Here is a 22811-nt window from a genome sequence, read left to right on the forward strand (position 1 = left end):
CAAAAACATGATCCCGCAACCCATCAACGTCCCCATCAATGTCCTTTTCCTGTGCACCCACAACTCGGCCCGCAGCATTCTTGCGGAAGCCACGCTGAACCACATCGGCAAGGGCCGGTTCAAGGCCTATTCGGCGGGCAGCAGCCCGCGCGCAAACCAGCAACCCAATCCGCTGGGCCTGCAGGTCCTGCGCGCCGCGGGCATTTCGACGGAAGGCCTGCGCAGCAAAAGCTGGGATGAATTTGCCCAGCCGGATGCACCGCACATGGATCTGGTCATCACGGTTTGCGATAACGCGGCGGGTGAGGCATGCCCGTTCTGGCCGGGTCACCCCGCCACCGCGCATTGGGGTTATCCGGATCCGTCTGAAGGCGACGGCACCGAGGCGCAAAAGCTGGAGGCCTTCCGTAACACCCTGCACGCGATTCGCCGCCGCCTGGATTTTCTGGTCAATCTGCCGCCAGCCGGGCTCGACAAGCTGATGCTGCAGACCCAGGCACGCGATCTGGCTCACTCATGAGCCACGCCCCGTCCCACCCGGCCCCTCAAGTTCTCACCAAAACCCGCGGGCCTCAACTCAAGCACCAACTGCTCGCGGAGTTCCTGGGCACGGCTGCCCTGCTCTGCGCCGTGATTGGCTCGGGCATCATGGCCGAGCGCCTGAGCGCCGGCAACATGGGTGTGGCGCTGCTGGCCAACACGCTCGCTACCGTCTTTGCGCTCTATGTCCTGATTGAAGTGTTCGGCCCGGTGAGCGGCGCCCATTTCAACCCGTTGGTGACCCTGGTCTTATGGTCAAGAGGCATGCTGCCCCAGGAAAGGCGGGCGCAAGTCGCCATGCTTTTCATAGCGACTCAGTTGCTGGGAGCCATGGTGGGCGCCTGGGCTGCGCACGCCATGTTCGACATGAACCTGCTGCAGTTCAGCAGCAAGCTGCGCGGCGGCTGGAGTACCACCGGTGCGTTCAGCGGCTGGGGCCAGTGGCTGGCCGAAGCCGTCGCCACCGCCGGGCTGATCCTGGTGGTGTTGCGCGCGCCTGCACACAAGGCGCCAGCGCTGGTAGCCTGCTACATAGGCGCGGCCTACTGGTTCACCGCCAGTACCTCGTTTGCCAATCCGGCCGCTGTGCTGGGACGCATGCTGTCAGACAGCTTTGCCGGCATTGCACCCGCCAGTGCACCGGGTTTTGCGATGGCTGAAGCCGCCGGGGCGGTGGCGGGTGTGCTGCTCAACCGATGGCTGGGTGCCACGGGTACGCCATCCCACCCGGACTGAATGCAGCACCCTTGATCAATCCTCAGGGACGCCGATGGCCTCAGGTGCGCATCATTCCAGCCACTTCTGGAAAAACTGCGCCCGCCCCATGGCCGGGTCGAGCTGGTAGCCGGCAAAGCCCACGCGCTCATAGAGCCTGATGGCGCTGCGGTTGCCGTGCAGGACTTCCAGCGTGAGCTTGCAGGCACCCCGTTCGCGTGCAATCTGGTCGACCAGTGCCAGCATGCGCTCGCCCACCCGCTGGCCGCGGTGGCTGGGCAGCACGGCCACATCGTGGATGTTGACCAACGGGCGGCAGGCAAAGGTGGAAAAGCCCTCGATGCAGTTGATCAGGCCCACGGGCTGATCTCCATCAAAAGCCAGCACGCTGAACGCCTGGGGACGCGCGGCCAATTCCTTCACGAGGTGGGTTTTCGCATAGTCGCTGAGCGGCTTGGCGCCACCCGCCGCGTCCTGCGCGTAGGCATCCAGCAACTGGACCAGTGCGCTGGCATGCACAGGGTTGGTGTAGTCAGCCCGGCAGATGCGCAGGCAGGATGCTGAAGATTCAGTCACGCGGTCGTGTCTCCATGAAATGAGGACGTGATTTTAGGGCTGCACCGGTGTCGCCGCGCAAGAGCGTTACTTCGTCAGGATCGAAAGCCTCGAACGACTCCCGCACGAAGTCGAGAAAGGCATTGATTCGCGGCGCAACACTTGCACCTCGCCGGTGCAGCGCATAGACGTTGAAGCCATCGGTGCATTCCCAGTCGGGCAGCAAGCGGCGCAACCTGCCGCTCTCGATCAGAGCAGGGTCGAAGCAGGCCATCCGAATGACGCCTGCGCCACCCATCGCGGCAACAATCAGCCCTTCGCGGTCTGGCGTGACGACCCGCGGCGTGACGCGTACTGTGCTGGTGGCGCCGTCGCGCCTGAAGCTCCACTCGTAGGCGGGAACCTGCATCCACGGCCCGTGGAAGACCAGGCAGCGATGCGCGGCGAGATCCGCAGGTTCTTTGGGCTCCCCGAACCGGCGCAGATACTCAGGTGCTGCGTAAATGCCGGGCCGACCGAGTGCGAGGTGCCGCGCAACCAGGCGACTCGGCGGTGGCTCGCCGGCCATCAGCATCACATCGAAGTTTTCTGTCTGCATGGCCTTGGGATCCTGGATCGGTTTGCAGTCCAGTTGCACCTCCGGGTACCGGCTCAGGAACAGTGCCAACCGCGGCCACAGGATATAGCGGCCAATGGGTACCGGCATGCCGACCCGCAGTTTGCCGCTGACCCTCTGCGTCCGGCTTGCAACGGCTGACTCCAACTCCTGAAGGCGCGCCAGGATGTCGAGCGCGCGCTCGTACACCTGTACCCCGTCTTCCGTGAGTTGGATGCGCCGCGTGCTGCGGTGTAGCAATGTGACACCCAGCGTTTTCTCCAGGTCGGCCAGGCCGCGACTCACGGCAGAAGACGTCAGGCCCAGACTGCGGCCAGCGGCCACGAGGCTGCCTTGATCCACCACCCGCACCAGCATCTCAAGTCGGCCGCTCTTGTCCATGCAAACTCCTTGTTTCGTGGGCTTACCAGATTATTGAGAATATCTCACGATCGGTTTGCGCCAAGTTGGCTCGACAGGCGCGGCATCAGTGCCTACAGTGGCGCTAATACTCATTGCTGTACCACCATGGATACCTGCCGAACACCTCCAGTGCAGTCGCGCCGCCAGGCGATGGTTGCCGTCGCGGGCACGTTTGCCAGCCTGTGGGCACCGTGCCAGGCACAGACTGGCAAGCCCCCGCCGCTGCGCATCCTGGTCGGCGCGGCGCCGGGCACGGTGATGGATGTCGCGGCCCGCCAGATCGGCGATGCCCTGGAGCAGCAAACCGGTCAGGCCGTCGTGATCGACAACCGGGTTTCTGCCGGTGGCATCCAGGCCCTTATCGCACTGCGACAGGCACCTGCCGATGGCCTGACGCTCAGTTTGGTTCATGCGGTGCAGATGACCGCCGCGCCTAGCCTGTTCACGACGCTGCCCTACGACACGCTACGGGACTTCACGCATCTGGGAATCCTGTTCACCGGCCCTCAAGTCCTGGTCGTGCATCCTGCCGTGCCGGCGAAGTCCTGGCAAGAACTGCTCAACCTGCTGAAGGCGCACCCCGACAGGTACCGCTACGCGACACCGGGCAACGGCTCACCCGGGCATGTGACGATGGAGCAAATCAAGGCCACGGTGGGCGCCGAGGTACAGCACATCCCTTATCGCGGAGCAGCTGCGACCACGGCCGTGCTCGCCGGCGAGGTGGAACTGATGCTCGAAGGCGTCATGCCGTTGCTGCCGCACATCCGGGCCGGCAAGCTGCGACCGCTGGTCATCGGTGGCGCGCACCGGGTGCCGGCGCTACCCGACGTCCCGACGTTCGCGGAACAGGGGGTGGCGGGCATAGGCACCGTGTGGGTGGGCATGGTCGGGCCGCCGAACATGGCACCAGCCCTGGTGCGGCGCCTGAACGGCGCTTTGGCGCGCGCCGTGCTGTCGCCTGCGCTGCGCGACGCCTTCGAATCCACGGGCCGGGTGGTTGCGCCCGGTTCACCCGAAGCGATGGCGGACGCGATCCGCAGCGAGACCCCCATTTGGCGCGACGTGGTTCAGCGCGCACACATCAAGCCCGGCTGACGTCGCCCGACAGTCACAACTGCCCCTTCACTGTGCAGCCCCCTGAATGCAGCGGGTCGGGCTGCTGCATGCCTGCAAACCCCGCTGCGAAAGCGAAAGGACCAACGCATGTATGCCATCACGAGAGTTACCCTGGCCACGGCCCTTGCCGCCGCGGCCGGTCTGGCACCGGCCCAAGTGCCGCCGGACCTGGCCGAAAGGCTCAAAACCATGGGTCCGGTGGTGAACCCGGCCGCAACCGCCCAGCTGTATGCGGCCCGCAGCCTTGCGAAGGAGCCCTATGTGGAAACGCTGGTCGAACGCGACATCGCCTACGGCCCGGACGAGCGTCATCTACTGGACGTCTTCAGGTCATCGGTCGGCACCAATGCCGCCAAGCCGGTGCTTGTGTTCGTGCACGGCGGCTCCTTTGTCGGTGGCAATCGGCGCACGGGCCCGGGCAGTCCGTTCTATGACAACGTCATGCTCTGGGCCCTGCGCAACGGGATGGTGGGGGTGAACATGACCTACCGGCTGGCGCCAAAGAACCCCTGGCCGGCGGGCGCCGAAGACATCGGCCAAGCCATCCGCTGGGTGCATGAGAACATTGCTCACCGAGGCGGCGACCCGGCGCGCGTCTTCCTTTTCGGCCATTCCGCGGGCGCGTCACACGTCGCTGCCTATGTCGCCAAGCCGGAGTTTCATCGCGTGCCGGGATCCGGCCTGGCCGGCGCAATGCTCCTGTCGGGCGTCTATCGCATCACCCCCGAGCTGGTGGCGCAATCCCCAACCTATCCGCGCTACTTTGGCACCGATACCGACAAGTACGCCGAGCGCTCCTCGCTCGAGGGCTTGCGGGCCACGCCTGTGCCCTTGTGGGTAGGCAGTGCGGAGCTTGATCCACCGCCATTCCGGGAGCAGGGCGAACTGCTTCGCGACAGTTTGCGCAAGGCGGGGAAAAGCTTCCGCTCTGTCGAATTTGCAGCCCACAGCCATATGTCGGAGGCGTACTCGATTCACAGCGACGACCACTCAGTGGGTGATGCGCTGTTGGGTTTTGTTCGGGGGCAATAAGCGGCTATCGACCCGAGCGTCGTATGCGCGCACGGCAGGGGCAAGAACCTGGGCTTCCTGCGGCCCTTAAAGCCGGTAAAGCCGTTTGGCGTTTCCCCCCAGGATGGCGGCCTGCTCCTCCGCGCTCAACCCGGCCAGGAGCTGCCGTGTTTCGCTTCGCCACTGGCTGTAGCTGCCGGCGAGTTCGAGCACCGGCCAGTCGCTGCCCCATACCAGCCGCGAGGCACCGAAGCAAGCCAGCACATGCGCAGCCCAAGGCCGCACCGTGCCGGGCAGAGGTGACGGGCCGGCCTCGGTCATCAGCCCGGAAAGCTTGCACATCGCCTGCGTTTCAGCAGCGATGTGTGCGATGCCGTCGGCCCAGGGCTGCCACTCGCCCGCCGCAATGGCGGGCTTGGCCGCATGGTCAATCACCAGGCGCAAATCCGGGTAGCGCAGGGCCAGCGTGAGGATGTGCGGCAGATGGGCCGACTTGACCAGGGCATCAAACACCAGGCCGCAATCCGACATGGCACGCAATGCGGGTGCCAGCGCGGGCTGCAGTATCCATTCGGCGTCATCGATGTCCTGCAGCATGGGTCGCAAACCTTTAAGGCGCGGATGCCGCGCCAGCGCCTCAATGCGGGCTGGCGCATCGGCAGCCAGCAAATCCACCCAGCCCACCACGCCCAGCACCGCCGGATGGGCATCGGCCTGCGCCAGCAGGAAATGCGTTTCAGCTTCTGTTGGTGCGGCCTGCACCAGCACGCCGCCGGTCACACCATGCGGGGTGGCTTGGGCCTGCCAGTCGCTCACGGCCACGTCACGGTAGATCGGCGCCAGGGCGGGATTCAGCCAGCCGTAATCGCCGCGGGCCAGTTGCCAGCAATGAAAGTGCGCGTCGATGCTCATGGGGTGGGTGCCTCGGCGGGTAGCAGGCCCTGCTCACGCAGCGCCGTCCAGAAGCCGGGCTGAATCCGGTGCTGCAGCATGGCCAGCGCGTCGTCCCACTCGGCAACCTGCCGAGCGCCCAGCATCACGATTTCCACCGCGGGATGCCCCAGCGGAAATTGCAGCGCTGCTGCGCGCAGCGGCACGCCGTGGGCCTCGCACACCGCTTCGATCTGCGCCGTGCGCTCCAACCACGCCCGTGCGGCCGGCGCGTAATTGAACGTCGGCGCGCCGCGACGGGTTCCTGTGGCGAGAATGCCCGAGTTGAAAACGCCGCCCAGCGCAATGCGCACGCCGCGCGCCACGCATTGCGGCAGCAGTTCGGGCAGCGCGCTGTGGTCCAGCAGGCTGTAGCGTCCGGCCAGCATCAAGACATCCAGGTCGGCCTCCCGCAGCACCTGCAGCACCACCTCCACGTCGTTGGTGCCCAGGCCGATGGCGCGTACCAGGCCTTCCTGCTGGAGCTGGCGCAGGGCAGGCAGGGTTTCGTCAATGACCTGCCGAAGCACCTCTGGCGCACGCGCGCCGTGGGTCGCGGCATCGGGGTCATGCACATACGCCACGTCCAGCCGGGGCAGGCCGAGGCGCTGCAGACTGTCTTCCACACTGCGTCGGGTGCCCGCCGCACTGAAGTCCCAGGCCTGCCGGAAAGGAAGGATGTCGACATAGCCATGCTGGGCGCGCGGCGCGCTGGCATCCGGCAGCAGCACACGCCCCACCTTGCTGGACAGCACAAATTCGTCACGCGAATGGCGGCGCAGTGCGTCGCCCAGCCGGCGCTCCGACAGGCCGTGCCCATAGTGCGGCGCGGTATCAAAACTGCGACAGCCGCTGGCCCAGGCGGCGTCGACCAGCGTCCGGGCATCGTCATCGGTGACGGCGGTAAACAGGTTGCCCAGGGGCGCACCGCCGAGGCCAAGGCGTAGCCGGCTGGCGGCGCAAGGAGGAAAAAAAGACGACATGGCAGGGTAAATCCTGATAAAAGTTCAGCTATGTTATAGCTAACATGTCAGTCATGAACACGGGGAAATCCCGTGGTTCGACCACTTTATTGATCACAAGCGCCCAACTCACGCAAACCAGCCTCTCCCTGCGCCACCCCATGCTGAAAAACATTCCGCCACTGCTCACACCCGACGCCCTCCACGCGCTGGCCAGCATGGGCCATGGTGATGATGTGGCGATTGTCGATGCCAATTTTCCGGCGGCGCGCGTGGCGCAGCAAAGCGGTGCCCGCCTGGTGCAACTCGCGGGCGCCAGCGCACCGCAAGCCCTCAAGGCCGTGTTGCAGCTGCTCCCGCTGGACGATTTTGTGCCCGATGCCGCCTGGACCATGCAGGTGGTTGGCAACGCCACCGCCATTCCCGAGCCGGTGGCCGAATTTGCGTCGGCGCTGGCCCAGGCTGGCGAGCGTCCTGCGGTTTCCCTGGAACGCTTTGATTTTTACGAACGCGCGCGGTCAGCCTACCTGATCCTGCAAACCGGCGAGCAACGCAAGTACGGCAACATCGTGCTGCGCAAGGGCGTTATCGCCAGCGACAGCGAATAAGCGCGGGACATGAACAGCACGACCCACCCCGCTCCCACCAGCCTGCGCGCGCAAGCCTACGAGAGCTTTCAGCAGCAGATCGTCGACGCCAACATCCGGCCCGGCCAGTTCATCTCGCAGCGCGAGCTGATGCAACTGCTGGGCATGCCACTGGGCGCGGTGCGCGAGCTGATTCCACGCCTGGAGGCTGAAGGCCTGCTCAAGACCGTGCCGCAGCGCGGCCTGCAGGTGGCCCATGTCGACTTGAAGCTGATCAACAACGCCTTCCAGTTGCGCCGGCTGCTGGAGCGCGAGGCGGCGAGCCGCTTTGTCACCACCGTGTCCGATCGCGACCTGGCCGCCATCGAGCAGGCGCACCTGGACATCGTGCGGCGGGCACGCAAGACGGCGATCGACGACGACCTGCTCAAGGACGCCACCGCGGTGGACTGGGGCCTGCACGACCTGATGATTGACGCTCTGGGCAACGAGCTGATTTCCGAGGTCTACCGCATCAACAGCCTGCGCGTGCGCCTCATCAAGCTCGAAGGCTCCACCCTTTCACCCGAAGTGCTGATTCCCGCCATGGAAGAGCACCTCTGGTTTATAGATGCCCTCAAGCGGCGCGACCCGCAAGCCGTGGTCGACCGCCTGAGCCACCACATCGAGAGTGCGCACCGTCGCGTACTCGGACTGCCGCGGCCGGACATGCCGTGGTCTTTGGAGAAACTTGTATGACCGAACCCCAAACTTCCACCAAATCGCTGGCTTTCCGTGGCATCTGGCCCGCCCTGCTCACGCCGCTGCATGCCGACCTGAGCATTGACCATGCCAAATTCGCAGCCCACTGCAAGTCGCTGATCGCCAGTGGCTGCCCCGGCGTCACCGCTTTTGGCACCACCGGCGAAGGGCCTTCGTTTTCCCTGGCCGAGCGCAAGGAAGCGATTGAGCAGCTGATTAAAAATGGCATCCCTGCTGCTCAGATCATGGTCTCCACCAGCTGCGCAGCCCTGCCTGAAACCCTGGAGCTCACGCGCCATGCCGTGAATGCCGGCGTGCACGGTTGCCTGATGCTGCCGCCCTTCTTCCTCAAGGGCGTTTCAGACCAGGGTGTCATCGACTGCTACCGCTATGTGATTGACGGGCTGGCCGACGACAGGCTCAAGCTCTACCTGTACCACATCCCGCAAGTCACCGGCGTCGGCCTGTCGCACCATGTCATTGCCACGCTGAAAAACATGTACCCCAATACAATTCTGGGCATCAAGGACAGCGCCTGCAACACGGCGCATTCCGTGGGCCTGGCCGAGGCTTTCATGAAAGACCTGACGGTGTACGTCGGCTTCGAGCCCGACCTGCCGGAAATGGGGCGGCGTGGCAGCACGGGCGCCATCAGCGGCCTGGCCAACTTCATGCCGCGGGTGGTCAAGCGCCTGGTAACGCAGCCCGACGCTCCGGCCACGCCTGCGGAGCGCGAGCGCATCATCAAGCTGCTCGGCCTGCTCGAGGGCTATTCCCTTATGCCGGCGCTCAAGGGCATCATGGCCATGTTGAGCGGTGACCAGACCTGGCTGCGTGTGCGTGCACCGCTGGTTGCCTTGACGCCCGACGAATTCAAGGCGCTCGAAAAGAGCATCACTGCGTTCGGTATTGATACAAAATCCGACTGACCCGCATCAAACACTGCCTGATCCGCATTCAGCCCGTATTCAACGAGTTTGCAAGCAACTTAACGATTAACGACAAAGGAGACACCATGAAAACTTCCCTGCTTCGCCGCACCCTGCTGGCCACCGCTTCTGCCGTCATGCTGATGGGCGCCCTGCTGCCCGCCGCGCAGGCGCAAAACAAGATGGTGCTGCGCGTCTCCACGCCGGCCGTTCCCGACGACTGGCATGCCAAGATGTGGACCGTTTTCAAGGACAACCTGGAGAAAAGCGCGCCCGGCGAATTCGACGTGCAGATCAATCTGAACGCGTCGCTGTTCAAGCAGGGAACCGAGCCGGCGGCCATGGCCCGCGGAAATCTGGAGCTCTCCTCGATCTCCGCCTTTGACATTGCCAAGCTGATTCCCGAGTTCTCGGTCTTTACCGCCGGCTACATCGTGCGCGACCCGGACCACCAGCAAAAAGTGTTCAACGGCCCCATTGGCACCGAGATGTTCAAGACGGTGTCTGAAAAAATGGATGTGACGCCGCTGTCCACCGTGTACCTCGGCACCCGGCAGGTCAACCTGCGTGAGGCGCGTAATGTCAAGACCCCTGCCGACCTCAAGGGTGTGAAGCTGCGCATGCCCGGCTCCAAGGAATGGCTGTTCCTCGGTGAAGCACTGGGTGCCACCGCCACGCCCCTGGCTTTTGGCGAGGTCTATCTGGGCCTGAAAACCGGCACCATCGATGGTCAGGACAATCCCCTGCCTTCCGTGCGTGCCGCCAAGTTCTATGAAGTGACCAAGCAGATCGTGCTGACCAGCCATCTGGTGGACGGCATCTTCATTGCGATCTCCAACAAGGCGTACAACGCCATGAACGCAACGCAAAAGCAGAAGGTCAAGGCGGCTGCGCAGGCCGCCTCCAGCTACAACAACGAGAACCGCATCAAGGAAGAAGCGCAACTGGTTGACTTCTTCAAGCAGCAGGGTCTGCAGGTCACCACGCCCGATGTGGACGCCTTCCGCAAGTCGGTGCAGGCCACTTACCTGAACTCCGAGTACGGCAAGAGCTGGCCCAAAGGCCTGCTTGAACGCATCAACGCCACCAAGTAAGCACCCCGTCAAAGCATGAAAACCTGGCCAAAAAAAGCCGCCGACCTGATCGGCGGCGGGTTATTCCTGACCCTGTTTATCGTGTTTGTGATCCAGGTCACGGCACGGTTCGGGTTCAACAAGCCGATGGCATGGACCGACGAAGCCGCCGTGATCCTGTATGTCTGGGTCATTCTCTGGGCGGCGGCGTTCGTCGTTCCCGAGCGTGAGCATGTGGTGTTCGATCTGCTCTGGAACAGCGTCAGCCAGCGTGCACGGCAGGTGATGCAGATCGTCGGCAACCTCACGATTGGCGGCCTGGCGCTTTGCGGCATTCCGGCCAGCTGGGACTATGTCCATTTCATGGCCCGCGAAGGAACGCCCGTGCTGGGCCTTTCCTTCATGTGGGTCTTTTTGCCTTTTGTGCTGCTGCTGGCGGCACTGGTTGTTCGCTCTGCGTGGGCCATCTGGAACGCGATTCGGGGTATTGGTCTTGAAGCGGAGCTGCGCATATGACATCCGGAATCCTCGTTCTAGTTCTCGTGCTGGCGGGCGGCATGCTGCTGCGCATGCCCATCGGCTTTTCCATGCTGGCCTCCGGCATTGCCTACCTGATGGTCAAGGGGCAGGACATCGGCCTGGTGGCCGAGCAGGTGGGTAATGGCCTTTACAACAGCTACGTGCTGCTGGCCGTTCCGCTCTTCGTGTTTGCGGCCAACATCATGAACGCCGGCACCGTGAGTGAACGTATTTTTGACTTCTGCCGCATTCTGGTCGGGCGTGTGCGCGGTGGCCTGGCCCAAGTGGATATTCTGGTCAGCGTGGTGTTCTCGGGCATGAGCGGCAGCGCCATTGCCGACGCGGCCGGGCCCGGCCTGGTCACCATTCGCCAGATGCTTAAAAAGCCGGAATACACACGCGGCTTTGCGGGTGCCGTGGTCGTGGCCAGCGCCACGCTGGGCCCCATCATCCCGCCTTCCATTCCCATGGTGATTTACGCACTGGTGTCGGGCGCCTCGGTCGGCGCGCTGTTTCTCGGTGGCGTGGTGCCGGGCTTTTTGATGGCGATACTGATGATGGTGGTAGTGCATTTCATTGCCGTCAAACGCAACATGCCGCGAGAGGACAAAATCCCGCTGAGCGAATGGCCGGCCATCGTGTTTCGCGGCGCCCTGCCGCTGTCCATGCCCATCGTGCTGCTGGGCGGCATTTACTCCGGAATTTTCACCCCCACGGAAGCCGCCGCCGTGGCTGCTTTTCATGCGCTGATTCTGGCCGGCGTGGTCTACCGCGCCCTGACGTGGCGTGCCTTCTGGGGCGTGGTGATGGAGTCCACCCGCGGCAGCGCCGTGATCACCATGATCCTGGCGGGCTCCTTCATGCTCAACTATGCGTTCACGGCCGAAGGCGTGCCGCAGGCCATGGCCATGTGGGTCGACAGCATGCACCTCTCGCAGATCAAGTTTTTGCTGCTGGTCAACGTGATGTTCCTGGTGCTGGGCTGCTTTCTCGACGTGTCTGTGCTGCTGCTGGTGTTTGTGCCCATGCTGCTGCCCGCCGCCAAGCTGCTGGGCGTGGACCTGGTGCACTTTGGCGTGCTGGTGGTGCTCAACATGATGATCGGCCTGATTCACCCGCCCTTTGGCATGCTGCTGTTTGTGACCAAGGCGCTGACCGGCATCCCGATTGGCGAGATGATGAAGGAAGGCTGGCCTTTCCTGGTCATGCTGCTGCTCTTGCTGCTGGCCATGACATGCTTTCCGCAAATTGTGCTGTGGCTGCCGCAAACCATGGGCTACGGAGCGAAATGACTCTCCCCGAAGCGCCTGCGGCACCTCCCCTCAAGGGGCGACTCCAGCGGCCCGGCAAAGCCGGTTCCGCGGCGTCCGCTTGGCGGCATCGGGCACGCCTCACATCTGGCGCTTCACCAAGGATGCCGCGATATGAATGACGACGTGAATGCCGAGGTGGTCTGCGTGGCCAGCTGGAATGCCGACCTGATTTCGCACGTGGCTCGGCCTATTGCCCGCGGTGAGACGCTGATGGCCAGTGCGTTCAACATCAGCCCGGGCGGCAAAGGCAGCAATGCGGCCGTCGCGGCCGCCCGCCAGGGTGCACGCGTGGCGCTCATCGCCCGCATTGGCGATGACGACTTCGGGCGCATGGGCATGGCGCTGTGGCTGGCCGAAGGCATTGCCACCGACCATGTGGAGCGCGCCGCCGGCGAGCGCAGCGGCGTGGCCCAGATCCTGGTCTATGACGATGGCGACAACAGCATTGCGGTGTGCCCCGGTGCGGGTTCTGGACTCGGAGCACCGCAAGTGCAGGCGGCCCAGCGCTTGCTGCGCGGCTGCCGCGTCGTCATGGCATCCTGTGAAGTGCCTGTAGAAGCCACGCTGCAAGCTTTCCGGCTGGCCCGTGAAGCCGGGGCCATCACCCTGCTGAACCCTGCGCCGGCACGTCCGCTGCCAGAAGAGTTGCTGGCATTGGTCGACGTTCTCACCCCGAACGAAAGCGAGCTCTATCAGCTCGCCGGTGCGGCGCATTCAGGGTCGGTGGACGCCGCTGCGAATCACCTGCTGGCAGGCGGTACCCGCGCCGTGCTGGTGACGCTGGGCGCCGCCGGCTGTCGCCTGTATCAAAGCGGGCATGCCCCGACGGGCCTCGCCGGCCGCAGCATGGCCGTGCTTGACACCATAGGCGCCGGCGACACCTTCACCGGTGCGCTGGCAGCGGCCCTGGCACGCGGTGAGCCGCTCGGGAGCGCCATGCAATGGGCCAATGCCGCGGCGGCGCTATCGGTGACCCGACGCGGTGCCATTGACGGCATTCCCGTACGCGCAGATGTTGCGGCCCTGATGAACCAGGTCGCCGGGCAATAATCCGCCCGGCTTCAGGCGCTGAATCCGCCTCCATGCTCCAATCAAACGGCCATGCACATGGCCATATTCGCTATTATTTTTATAGCACAAAGCACCCTGCCTAGTTGCAGCAAGGTCTAGTACTTCGACACAGAGGTATCGGAACACAATGAAAGCGATGGATTCGGGCCCAGGCCTAGGCGCAAACCGCAGACATAGCCGTAGCTATGGCGAGGATTTGCAACGACGGCATGGGCTCGAAGGCGCGCTTTCATGTTTCGATATTTCTGGGTCGGAGTACTAGGCATGCTCAAAGTAGACGAACGTGCTGCGGGGAAAGATGTGCCGATAGAAAGGACGCGCAAGAACACGCGCGAGGTTTTTGGCTGCAAGCAGGCCGGATGCGCTGTTGTACAGCTTGAAGAAATTTGGCCGTACGGGCTTCAGGCCCAGCGTTTTACCGAACGCAACCAGTGAATCGTGATTGAAGGCGTTGACGTGCTCAAGCGGCGCGATGGGCATTTGATGCGCTGGCGACAGGGCATTGAAATCACCATGCCGGGCCAGCTTTTTCAGCGAAGGCCCTGCGTTGGGCACGCTGATTTTGATGAGTCCATCCACAGCCAGAGCCTGCGCCAGGCGCTCAAGAACCGCCCGGGGCTCAGTGAGGTGCTCGAAGACCTGTTCTGTATGGATGAATCGGAATTTTTTAGCGGGTAGATCGGCGAGTTCTACAACCTTGATCCCCACCGATTGGCCATGCCGAAGGCGTTCCTCAGACAGCTCAACACCATACACATCACAGCCATACGCCATGGCCATGCGGGACCAGTGTGCCCATCCGAACCCAAAGTCAAGAACACTCAATTCACCCGGTGGAACGCCGAAGTATTGAATGACATACTGAACCTGCTCGGCCAGGTAGCGGTAGTCGTCAAGACTGTAGTTTCGGTGGGTCCTGTCCAGTTCGGTTCCGGGAACCCAGCCGTTGTAGATTTCGTCCAGCAACCGGTCATCAGGCACCTGTTTTTGAAAAGCCAGGGTACAGCTGTTGCAGCGTACCAGTTCGTAGGAACAGGCATCCGCAGCGTCGCCGGCATTGCCTTCGTAGTGCCTCGCCATGTAGTTCCTGATGCCCGGACCCCCATATGACTCTTCGTAAACGACAGACAGCGAATCCGACAGGCAGCCGGGACAATGGTTTCGGGATTTCATGACAGGGCGATAAGGCATTGACGTTCCGTGTGTAAAAAGGAATACGGTGAACGCCGAGGGGCACGCCGGACGAAGGTCACGGGTGCAGTCGCACATTCAACGCGCATCGGAAAAGCAAGGCAAGCGCACTTGCCAGCCATTGTGCGACCGCGTGAAGAAATGGTCAGGAGCCTGACAAAACCCGGTTGCGCACGCAGCCACTCTATCGCTCATGAGGTGAGCGGTGGTAACCCTCTGTAATGAGGTGCTCGCTTAAGTTTGTGCGGCCTGGGTCGGTACTGCCACAGCTGCTTAGCCTCTGCACAGACTGTGGCGCAGGACTCCGTACGATACGGAAGGACCCTGCTTTGGGCAACCGGCCCCGCAGGCCTCACGCCCGGGTAAAGGATCTCGTCGCCTAAAAGCCCCTTCTCCACAGACGGCGGTATTCGTGCTCAGGGACTCGCGGCTGGTTTGCCCGCATCGGAGTTTGAACGCTGGCAGTCCTGAAGCAGTGCTCGATGCGAGCTGAAGGCTCTTACACAAGCCAGTACTTGGTTACACAAACACCCTGCGCCTTTCATCGATGCCGGCTCACCACACCCGCGTCCTGCCTGCACAAGAGCGGGTTTTATCTTCAGCGAAAAACCTCCACAACCAGCCACTGAATGGCGGTCGCTGGAGACTACAAACTCAATAGCGCCCTGCGGCGCCAGCGCTTAGTGGGCTGTTCGCTCGAACTTGAAAACGCCCGGCTCGCGCACGGGATCCACCTCGACCGGGATCACGCTCTTGGGCGGGAAGCGCCCTTCGAGCAGCAGCTTGGACAGCGGATTCTCGATGCGCTGCTGGATGGCGCGCTTCAGGGGTCGTGCGCCAAACACCGGGTCGAAGCCGACCTTGGCCAGCTCGGCAATCGCCGCTTCCGAGACGTCCATCGTCAGGTCCATTTTCTGCAGGCGCTCCATCAGCACCTTGAGCTGGATACGCGCGATCGACTCGATGTTCTTCGCGTCGAGCGCATGGAAGACCACGGTCTCGTCGATACGGTTCAGGAACTCGGGACGGAAGTAGTTCTTCAGCTCGTCGATCACCGCGTCCTTGATGTCTTCCGAGTCACGGCCAACCATGGACTGGATGATGGGTGAACCGATGTTGCTGGTCATCACAATCACCGTGTTCTTGAAGTCGACAGTACGCCCCTGGCCGTCGGTCAGGCGACCATCGTCCAGCACCTGCAGCAGCACATTGAACACATCGGGATGGGCTTTTTCGACCTCGTCGAGCAACAGCACGCTGTAGGGCTTTCGGCGCACGGCCTCGGTGAGGTGACCGCCTTCCTCGTAGCCCACATAGCCCGGAGGCGCGCCTATCAGTCGGGCGACCGAGTGCTTCTCCATGAACTCGCTCATGTCGACGCGAATCAGGTGGTCTTCGCTGTCAAACAGGAAACCAGCCAGTGCCTTGCACAGCTCGGTTTTGCCCACACCCGTCGGGCCGAGGAACAGGAAGGAGCCTGTTGGGCGGTTCGGATCGCTGAGGCCCGAACGCGAGCGGCGGATCGCATTGGCGACCGCAGCTATGGCCTCGTCCTGGCCGACCACGCGCACATGCAGCTTGCCCTCCATCAGCAGCAGCTTGTCGCGCTCGCCCTGCATCAGTTTGCTGACCGGAATGCCGGTGGAGCGCGCAACGACCTCGGCGATCTCTTCGGCGCCGACCTGGGTGCGCAGCAGCTTGGGCACATCGCTGGTCTCCTTCTGCGCCTCGCTGTCCTGCGCCGCCTTCAGGCGCTTTTCAAGTTCAGGCAGCTTGCCGTATTGCAGCTCGGCAACCTTGTTGAAGTCGCCCTTGCGGGTGAACTCTTCAATCTGGAAGCGGATGCGGTCGATCTCTTCCATGACGTCCTTGGAACCGAGCGCCTGGGCTTTTTCGGCCTGCCAGATTTCATCGAAGTCAGAGATTTCCTTCTGCAGCTTGGCAATCTCTACTTCGATCAATCCAAAGCGCTTTTGCGAAGCTTCGTCTTTTTCGCGGCGCACGGCTTCACGCTCGATCTGCAACTGGATCAGGCGCCGGTCAAGGCGATCCATCACCTCGGGCTTGGAGTCCATCTCGATCTTGATCTTGGCCGCCGCCTCGTCAATCAGGTCGATGGCCTTGTCGGGCAAAAAGCGGTCGGTGATGTAGCGATGGCTGAGTTCGGCCGCAGCGACGATGGCCGGGTCGGTGATCTGCACACCATGGTGGACTTCGTATTTTTCCTGCAGCCCGCGCAGGATGGCGATGGTGGCTTCCACCGTGGGCTCGTCCACCAGGATCTTCTGGAAGCGGCGCTCCAGGGCGGCGTCCTTTTCGATGTACTTGCGGTATTCATCCAGTGTGGTGGCACCCACGCAGTGCAGCTCGCCACGCGCCAGCGCGGGCTTGAGCATGTTGCCGGCGTCCATGGCGCCTTCTGCCTTGCCGGCGCCGACCATGGTGTGCAGCTCGTCGATAAAGACGATGGTCTGGCCTTCATCCTTGGCCAATTCATTGAGCACGGTTTTCAGGCGCTCCTCAAACTCGCCGCGGAACTTGGCCCCGGCCAGCAAGGCAGCCATGTCGAGTGACAGCACGCGCTTGCCTTTCAGCGACTCAGGCACCTCGCCCGCCACGATACGCTGGGCCAGGCCCTCGACGATGGCCGTCTTGCCGACACCGGGTTCCCCTATCAATACCGGGTTGTTTTTGGTGCGGCGCTGCAGTACCTGGATGGCACGCCGAATTTCATCGTCGCGGCCAATCACCGGATCGAGCTTGCCCAGACGCGCGCGCTCTGTCAGGTCCATGCAGTATTTCTTCAGGGCTTCGCGTTGGCCCTCCGCATCGGCGCTGTTCACGCCCTGCCCGCCGCGTACCGCGTCAATCGCGGCTTCCAGCGACTTGCGGCTCAGGCCGTTTTCGCGGGCGATCCTGCCCACGTCGGCCTTGCTGTCGGCCACGGCCAGCAAAAAGAGTTCACCGGCAATAAATTGATCATTGCGCTTGATGGCTTCTTTTTCCGTGGCCTGCAGCAGCCTGGCCAGCTCGGGGCCGACCTGGATCTGGTCCTGGCCCTGCACCTGGGGCAGCTTTTTGACGGCGCTGTCGGCCGCCTGCGTCAGGCCGTTGACGTTGACCCCGGCCCGCTCCAGCAAGGCGCGGGGGCCGTCATCCTGGCGCAGCATGGCCGCCAGCAAATGAGCCGGCTCGATGTAGGCGTTGTCGTTGCCAAGTGCCAGCGACTGTGCATCGCTGAGCGCTTCCTGAAATTTGGTGGTGAGTTTGTCCTGGCGCATGAGGCGTCCCTTCGAATTTGATTGCTGTTGATCTGGGGCTGGAACAAAGCTTTTTCAATAGCGCCGACAACCGGCCGGTCTGGCCTGCGGCTACACCGAGCCCCCACACGCGGGCATGCGGTCTAGAATCATTGGCATGAACATACATCAGGTTTCGGTCAACTACGCGCCGGAACAGGACCGTTTATTGATACGGATCAATGGCAGGGAAGGCGGTGAGTTGCGCGCCTGGCTGACCCGGCGCCTGGCCCTGGCCCTGTGGCCGGTACTCAGCCAGACGGCCGTCGCCCAAATGACAAAACTTGCGGGCCCTGCGGCGCCGGCAGCCAGCCTGGACGAGCAGCGAGGCCAATTGCTCGATGCCTTCCAGAAAGAGGCGTCACTACGCACCGGCGACTTCGAGACGCCTTACGAAGATCGGCGGGGCCAGCCCGCCGATGCAGTACTGGGCCCCGAGCCGCTGCTGCTGACTGAAGTCAAGGTCACGCTGATGGGCACTGGGCAGCTGCGCCTGCAAATGCTTGAAAAACTGCCAGGCGGTGACGCGGTGCGAAATTTTCAGCTCATGATGGATGCGCAACTGACCAACGGCTTGCTGCACCTGCTGCACCAGAGCCTGAATGCGTCGCAGTGGCTGGAGCCGCTGACATCCCCTGCCCTCCAACCAGCCGCCGCCAACGCCGACGTGCCCGAACTGGCCATGGACCCCGCCAAGCCCAGATACCTGAACTGAACTGAATGACTGCAGGGGGTGGCACCTCAGTCCCGGATGGGTATCACGCGGGCCGCAAACAACCTTATTTGGCTTGCATGCCAACCAGCATTTGACAAAATCAACAGGGCACAATCCATGAATTCCCTGAGCCTCCGAATACTTGAATACCGTAGTCTTTCCCTAGCCCCTGAGTTGACCGGCCCTGACCAGATACTGTGCCTGCCTTCCATAATCTTTCCAAACTGTACGCGCGCCCCGGTTTTTTGCTGCGTCGCGCGCACCAGATCTCGGCCGCCGTTTTCGAAGATGAATGCCGCAGTGTCGGGCTGACACCCGCGCAGTTCGGCGTGCTCAGTGTGCTGCGTGCCAGCCCCGGCCTGGACCAGTCCACGTTGGCACGCGCGCTGGGTTTTGACAAGGTGACGGTGCTGCGCGTGTTGCGCGGCCTGGAAACACGGGGACTGATAGAGCGCGTGCCCGCACCTTCGAGCCGGCGCAACTTGTCGATCTCGCTGTCAACCGAGGGGCTCGCCCTGCTGAAACAGGCGCAGGAACCGGCCGAGCGCGCCTACAGCCGCCTGATGGCGCCGCTGGACAATACGCAGCAAAACCAGCTGGTCCACCTGCTGCAGTTGCTGACAGCCGGGCTGGAAGACGAGGCGCGGGCCCCTTTTGTGCCGCCAGCGCAGGATACGGATGAGCCCAGGGGCATGCCGGGAGCCAAGTAATTTCTAGCCATTGGTGGCTTGTATGCCCCATTTGGCCAGCGCTGCATCGTCGCTAACGCGCGCATCGACCCAACGCGCGCCCTCCGGCGTCTGCTCTTTTTTCCAGAACGGCGCCTGGGTCTTCAGGTAGTCCATCAAAAATTCGCAGGCCTTGAAGCTTTCACCGCGGTGAGCGGAAGTCACCGCCACCATGACCACCTGATCCAGCGGCTGCAAAAGTCCGACACGGTGGATCACCCGGACGCCAAAAATATCGAAGCGCACCATCGCCTCGTCGATCATGGCCTCAATGGCTTTTTCGGTCATGCCGGGGTAGTGTTCCAGTTCCATGCTGCTGACGCTCTGGCCGTCATTGCGGTCCCTCACCGTGCCCGTGAAAGTGCATACGGCGCCGACCCGGGTGTCATTCGCGCGCAGAGCGGCCACCTCATCGGCCAGATTGAAGTCTTCGGTCGTGATCAGGACGCGGGATAAAGCCATAGTTGCAATTTTGCCACCACCACCCCAAAAGCCGCATGCATGCCGTAAGATTTGTCGCATGACTGGCTGCACAAACCTCCTCACCGCCTGGATGCCCAACGGCAGCCGTGGCCATGAGGCGTGCGCCAGCAAGTCAAAAAAACCGTTGCTCATTTGACCGGGGCTGCGGTTCCGTCGTCGAATGAGCGATGGAGCCGCCAGCTACTTTCAGGTCTTTCCCGCGTGCACCACCTCTTGTTCTGACGATGGCCTTCCAAGCCGGTCAGTTTTTAAGGATGTGTCTTCATGCAAACAGCGCGCAATGCAAACCAGGTAACCCCGGTAACTCCAGATTTTTCGGGGCTCTGGCTCCCGCTTGTCACCCCCTTTGACCACGGCGAGGTCGACCATGCGTCCTTGAAGCGCCTGGTGGCGCACTACCGCGGCAGCGGCATTGCCGGCCTGGTGGCCTGCGGCTCCACTGGCGAAGCAGCCGCCTTGAGCGACGAAGAGCAGCTGGCCGTGCTGCAGGCCATCATGCGGGAAGCGCCTGAACTGCCGGTGGTCATGGGCCTGTCGGGCTACCACCTGGGAAAAACCGCGGCGCGCATCAGGATGGTGGGCGAGCTGGGCATTGCCGGCATCCTGCTGCCTGCGCCCCACTACATCCGGCCTGCCCAGGCCGGCCTGATCGAGTGGTTTACCCAGCTGGCCGACGCCAGTGCCGTGCCGGTCATCCTGTATGACATACCCTACCGCACCGGCGTGAAGATCGAACTGCAGACCCTGAGGGCGCTGGCCAGCCATCCACGCATCTGCGCCATCAAGGACTGCGGCGGCGACGCGGACAAAACGCGAGCGCTGATCAGCGACGGCCGCCTGCAGGTCTTGTGCGGCGAGGATGTCAATATTTTCTCCACCCTGGCGCAAGGCGGGCATGGTGCGATTGCGGCGGCAGCCCATGTGCACACGCGGCGTTTCGTCCAGGTGATGGATCTCATCAAGACCGGCGATGAGGCGCAAGCCCGCACGCTGTGGGAACCCCTGCCGCCGCTGATTGAAGGCCTGTTTGCCGAACCCAGCCCCGGCCCGCTGAAAGCGCTACTCGCGCGCCGGGGACTGGTTCGCGAAGAACTTCGCAGCCCCATGACCCGGGCTTCCGGCGCGCGGGTTGAGCGCCTGCAGCGGCTGGATGAATTGATCGGGTAAATCAGCCGCCGGTGACGGGCGGGAAGAAGGCGACTTCGCAGCCTTCGCTTAAAACAGCCGACTCGTCACTCATGACCTGATTCAGCGCCATGCGCACAGACTTGCCGCGCGCCAGGCTGCCGGCATGCGCGGGGCTGGCGGCCAGCAGTTCGTCGCGCAGGGCCGCCAGCGTACCGGCGGAGGTTTCGCGCAACTCGCTGCCCTGCCCGATGGCTTCACGGATGGACGCGAAATACTTGACCGTGACTTTCATGCGGAGGCTTTCACGACAGGAGCGCTGAAAACGGGATGAACTGCACGCTGTCGCCGTGCGTGATGGTCTGCCCCGCCGGGTTGTCCACCAGACCGTCGCCCCAGACCGCCGAGGTCAGCACCCCGGAACTCTGATTGGCAAACAGGTCCAGCCCGCCAGCCGCATTGCGTTGCACCCGCAGGAACTCGCGGCGCTTATCGGCGCGGGGCCAATTGAAATGGGCGGGAACAGGGACTGATTTCAGGGCCACCTGGCGCGCACCCTGCAGCGTGAGCAGAAAGGGCCGCACCAGCAGCAGGAAGGTCACAAAGCTGGAGACTGGGTTGCCCGGCAGGCCGATGAAGTGCGCCGGCCCGACCTTGCCATAGGCAAACGGTTTGCCGGGCTTGATCGCGATCTGCCAGAGATCGAGTGAACCGAGCTGCTGCACCGCGGGCTTGATGTGATCTTCTTCACCGACAGATACGCCGCCGCTGGTCAGGATCAAATCGTGCGCCTGGCTGGCGCTGCGCAGCGCGTCCAGCGTGGCGTCGCGCCGGTCCGGCACGATGCCCATGTCCGTCACCTCGCACCCCAGGCGCGACAGCAAGGCACGCAGGAAGAAGCGGTTGGAGTTGTAGATGGCGCCCGGCCGCATCTGCTCCGGGGCAACCTCGCCGGGCATGACCAGCTCATCGCCGGTGGAAAACAGCGCCACCCGCGGCCGGCGCGCCACCTGCAAAACATTCATGCCAACACTGGCCGCCAGCCCAAGTGCGGCTGGCGTGAGCCGCTCACCTTTTGAGAGCACGATGGCGCCACGCGTGACATCCTCGCCGGCGCGGCGAATCCACTGCGCGGGTCTGGGCGGCTGCGTGATCTTGATAAAACCTTGCGGCTCCGCCAGCACTTCGCAGTCTTCCTGCATCATCACCGCGTCGGCCCCGGCCGGAATGGGCGCGCCCGTGAAGATGCGCGCGGCCGTGCCCGGCTCCAGCGCAGGGCCTGCGCTGCCGGCGGGGATGCGCTGCGACACACGCAAAGCGGTACCGGCCTGCTGTACATCGGCAGTACGCACCGCATACCCGTCCATCGAGCTGTTGTCTTCGGGTGGCACCTGCAGCGCGGAGACCACGTCTTGCGCCAGCACGCGGCCGTCGGCCTCAAATGTGGAGACCGTTTCCAGGCCTGCCAACGGGGTGGCTTGGGCCTGCAACTCGGCCAGCGCATCGTCCAGTGGCTTAAGCGCGGGACGGGCAGCTGGTGCGGTGGAGGTGGATGCAGGGGTGATTTGGGAAGTGTTCATGCATACGACTCGGGGCGGTAGGCAAAGCGTTCCTGATTGTCGATCAACCACAGCGCGAGGGCATCGGCGTCATTCAAATCCAGCACCGGCCTGAGGGTAGTTTGCGGCAGCTGCTCCGGCGAGTCGGTGGCAATTGCCACCACAAAATCGTCGTCCGGATAACGTGCCGGCTTGCCGGACGCGGCGCGCCAGACTTCCACCTTCAGCAGGTCGCTGCTCTTGAAGCCCTCCACCAGCACCCAGTCCACACCCTCGTACAGCTCGGCAATCAGGTGGTGCACCGACAGCGTCGTCGGCCGTTCGAACTCACGGATCAGTGCCAGCCTGTTTTCCGACGCGACAACCACCTCGAAGGCCCCGGCCTCCCGGTGACGGTAGGTGTCCTTCCCCGGGTGGTCAATGTCGAATTTGTGGTGTGCATGTTTGACGACCGAGACACGCAGGCCACGCAGCTTAAGCGCGGGAATCAGCCTTTCCACCAGCGTCGTCTTCCCCGAGCCGGAATAGCCGGCAAATGCAACCACGTTCATAAACAGTTTTTCACCGATCCTGGTTTGCTACTGATTCACTGGCTGGCCATGGCCATCCGAAAGGGACTGGAGAGCCAC

24 protein-coding genes are annotated in these 22811 nt (G+C 63.1%); 14 read left to right on the top strand and 10 right to left on the bottom strand.

The features are described 5' to 3' along the window. The first annotated feature begins 7 nt into the window (after positions 1-7). Both AC1DS5_RS03750 and AC1DS5_RS03755 read left to right on the top strand, forming a co-directional pair. A complete protein-coding gene (locus AC1DS5_RS03750; RefSeq protein WP_477716912.1) occupies positions 8-520 on the top strand; it encodes an arsenate reductase ArsC in 513 nt (170 codons plus the stop codon). Next, positions 517-1275: an aquaporin gene (locus tag AC1DS5_RS03755; RefSeq protein ID WP_477716913.1), complete on the top strand. Its 759-nt coding sequence runs from the start codon at positions 517-519 to the stop codon at positions 1273-1275. Before AC1DS5_RS03750 ends, AC1DS5_RS03755 begins: the two co-directional genes overlap by 4 nt. A gap of 51 nt (positions 1276-1326) precedes the next feature. Here AC1DS5_RS03755 and AC1DS5_RS03760 read toward each other — a convergent pair whose 3' ends face one another. Beyond that, entirely contained in the window at positions 1327-1830 is a 504-nt protein-coding gene (locus AC1DS5_RS03760; RefSeq protein WP_477716914.1) for a GNAT family N-acetyltransferase, read from the bottom strand. After that, positions 1823-2806 carry a LysR family transcriptional regulator gene (locus AC1DS5_RS03765; RefSeq protein WP_477716915.1) on the bottom strand — a complete coding sequence of 328 codons (984 nt, stop codon included), beginning with the start codon at positions 2804-2806 and terminating at the stop codon, positions 1823-1825. Before AC1DS5_RS03765 ends, AC1DS5_RS03760 begins: the two co-directional genes overlap by 8 nt. A gap of 126 nt (positions 2807-2932) precedes the next feature. On the opposite strand from AC1DS5_RS03765, the gene AC1DS5_RS03770 reads away from it, so the two are divergent. Next, complete coding sequence (locus AC1DS5_RS03770) at positions 2933-3925, top strand: Bug family tripartite tricarboxylate transporter substrate binding protein (protein WP_477716916.1); 993 nt, start codon at positions 2933-2935, stop codon at positions 3923-3925. Between the two features lie 108 nt (positions 3926-4033). Next, positions 4034-4978 (top strand): alpha/beta hydrolase, encoded by a 945-nt coding sequence (locus tag AC1DS5_RS03775; protein WP_477716917.1) that lies wholly within the window; start codon positions 4034-4036, stop codon positions 4976-4978. A gap of 66 nt (positions 4979-5044) precedes the next feature. On the opposite strand, the gene AC1DS5_RS03780 is transcribed toward AC1DS5_RS03775, so the two are convergent. After that, positions 5045-5869, bottom strand: coding sequence for an amidohydrolase family protein (locus AC1DS5_RS03780; protein WP_477716918.1), 825 nt, complete (start codon positions 5867-5869; stop codon positions 5045-5047). Then, positions 5866-6870: an aldo/keto reductase gene (locus AC1DS5_RS03785; protein WP_477716919.1), complete on the bottom strand. Its 1005-nt coding sequence runs from the start codon at positions 6868-6870 to the stop codon at positions 5866-5868. The genes AC1DS5_RS03780 and AC1DS5_RS03785 overlap by 4 nt, the downstream gene beginning before the upstream one ends. Before the next feature lie 44 nt (positions 6871-6914). Here AC1DS5_RS03785 and AC1DS5_RS03790 point away from each other — a divergent pair, with 44 nt between their 5' ends. The 7 genes from AC1DS5_RS03790 (at position 6915) to AC1DS5_RS03820 (ending at position 13061) form a co-directional block, all read left to right on the top strand. Further along, a complete protein-coding gene (locus AC1DS5_RS03790; protein WP_477716920.1) occupies positions 6915-7457 on the top strand; it encodes an RbsD/FucU family protein in 543 nt (180 codons plus the stop codon). 9 nt (positions 7458-7466) lie between these two features. Then, positions 7467-8174, top strand: a complete 708-nt coding sequence (locus AC1DS5_RS03795; protein WP_477716921.1) for a GntR family transcriptional regulator — start codon at positions 7467-7469, stop codon at positions 8172-8174. Continuing rightward, complete coding sequence (locus AC1DS5_RS03800) at positions 8171-9106, top strand: dihydrodipicolinate synthase family protein (RefSeq protein WP_477716922.1); 936 nt, start codon at positions 8171-8173, stop codon at positions 9104-9106. Before AC1DS5_RS03795 ends, AC1DS5_RS03800 begins: the two co-directional genes overlap by 4 nt. 86 nt (positions 9107-9192) lie before the next feature. Further along, positions 9193-10200 carry a sialic acid TRAP transporter substrate-binding protein SiaP gene (locus AC1DS5_RS03805; RefSeq protein ID WP_477716923.1) on the top strand — a complete coding sequence of 336 codons (1008 nt, stop codon included), beginning with the start codon at positions 9193-9195 and terminating at the stop codon, positions 10198-10200. Positions 10201-10215: 15 nt separating this feature from the next. Then, positions 10216-10695 carry a TRAP transporter small permease gene (locus AC1DS5_RS03810; RefSeq protein WP_477716924.1) on the top strand — a complete coding sequence of 160 codons (480 nt, stop codon included), beginning with the start codon at positions 10216-10218 and terminating at the stop codon, positions 10693-10695. Continuing rightward, positions 10692-11990 carry a TRAP transporter large permease gene (locus tag AC1DS5_RS03815; RefSeq protein ID WP_477716925.1) on the top strand — a complete coding sequence of 433 codons (1299 nt, stop codon included), beginning with the start codon at positions 10692-10694 and terminating at the stop codon, positions 11988-11990. The genes AC1DS5_RS03810 and AC1DS5_RS03815 overlap by 4 nt, the downstream gene beginning before the upstream one ends. Positions 11991-12122: 132 nt before the next feature. Then, positions 12123-13061 carry a ribokinase gene (locus AC1DS5_RS03820; protein ID WP_477716926.1) on the top strand — a complete coding sequence of 313 codons (939 nt, stop codon included), beginning with the start codon at positions 12123-12125 and terminating at the stop codon, positions 13059-13061. 279 nt (positions 13062-13340) lie between these two features. Here the strand turns inward: AC1DS5_RS03820 and AC1DS5_RS03825 are convergent, their stop codons facing one another. Both AC1DS5_RS03825 and clpB read right to left on the bottom strand, forming a co-directional pair. Beyond that, positions 13341-14351 carry a class I SAM-dependent methyltransferase gene (locus AC1DS5_RS03825; RefSeq protein WP_477716927.1) on the bottom strand — a complete coding sequence of 337 codons (1011 nt, stop codon included), beginning with the start codon at positions 14349-14351 and terminating at the stop codon, positions 13341-13343. A gap of 602 nt (positions 14352-14953) precedes the next feature. Further along, entirely contained in the window at positions 14954-17554 is a 2601-nt protein-coding gene (gene clpB, locus AC1DS5_RS03830; protein ID WP_477716928.1) for an ATP-dependent chaperone ClpB, read from the bottom strand. A 136-nt stretch (positions 17555-17690) separates the two neighbouring features. On the opposite strand from clpB, the gene AC1DS5_RS03835 reads away from it, so the two are divergent. Beyond that, positions 17691-18287 (top strand): hypothetical protein, encoded by a 597-nt coding sequence (locus AC1DS5_RS03835; protein ID WP_477716929.1) that lies wholly within the window; start codon positions 17691-17693, stop codon positions 18285-18287. A 197-nt stretch (positions 18288-18484) separates the two neighbouring features. Then, positions 18485-18997, top strand: a complete 513-nt coding sequence (locus AC1DS5_RS03840; RefSeq protein WP_477716930.1) for a MarR family winged helix-turn-helix transcriptional regulator — start codon at positions 18485-18487, stop codon at positions 18995-18997. Positions 18998-19000: 3 nt separating this feature from the next. Here the strand turns inward: AC1DS5_RS03840 and moaE are convergent, their stop codons facing one another. Next, a complete protein-coding gene (gene moaE / locus AC1DS5_RS03845) occupies positions 19001-19477 on the bottom strand; it encodes a molybdopterin synthase catalytic subunit MoaE (protein WP_477716931.1) in 477 nt (158 codons plus the stop codon). A 285-nt stretch (positions 19478-19762) separates the two neighbouring features. On the opposite strand from moaE, the gene dapA reads away from it, so the two are divergent. Further along, positions 19763-20665 carry a 4-hydroxy-tetrahydrodipicolinate synthase gene (gene dapA / locus AC1DS5_RS03850; RefSeq protein WP_477716932.1) on the top strand — a complete coding sequence of 301 codons (903 nt, stop codon included), beginning with the start codon at positions 19763-19765 and terminating at the stop codon, positions 20663-20665. A gap of 1 nt (position 20666) precedes the next feature. On the opposite strand, the gene AC1DS5_RS03855 is transcribed toward dapA, so the two are convergent. Genes AC1DS5_RS03855 through mobB form a run of 3 tightly spaced genes read right to left on the bottom strand, consistent with a single transcriptional unit; the run spans position 20667 to position 22733 of the window. Next, the gene (locus AC1DS5_RS03855) at positions 20667-20918 is read right to left on the bottom strand and encodes a MoaD/ThiS family protein (RefSeq protein ID WP_477716933.1); all 252 of its coding nucleotides are present in this window, start codon (positions 20916-20918) and stop codon (positions 20667-20669) included. Positions 20919-20928: 10 nt separating this feature from the next. Then, positions 20929-22203, bottom strand: coding sequence for a molybdopterin molybdotransferase MoeA (locus AC1DS5_RS03860; RefSeq protein WP_477716934.1), 1275 nt, complete (start codon positions 22201-22203; stop codon positions 20929-20931). Next, on the bottom strand, positions 22200-22733 hold the full coding sequence (mobB, locus tag AC1DS5_RS03865) for a molybdopterin-guanine dinucleotide biosynthesis protein B (RefSeq protein ID WP_477716935.1): 534 nt from the start codon (positions 22731-22733) through the stop codon (positions 22200-22202). The genes AC1DS5_RS03860 and mobB overlap by 4 nt, the downstream gene beginning before the upstream one ends. Positions 22734-22811: the final 78 nt, after the last annotated feature.

This window comes from Polaromonas sp. P4_H1 (assembly GCF_056400945.1).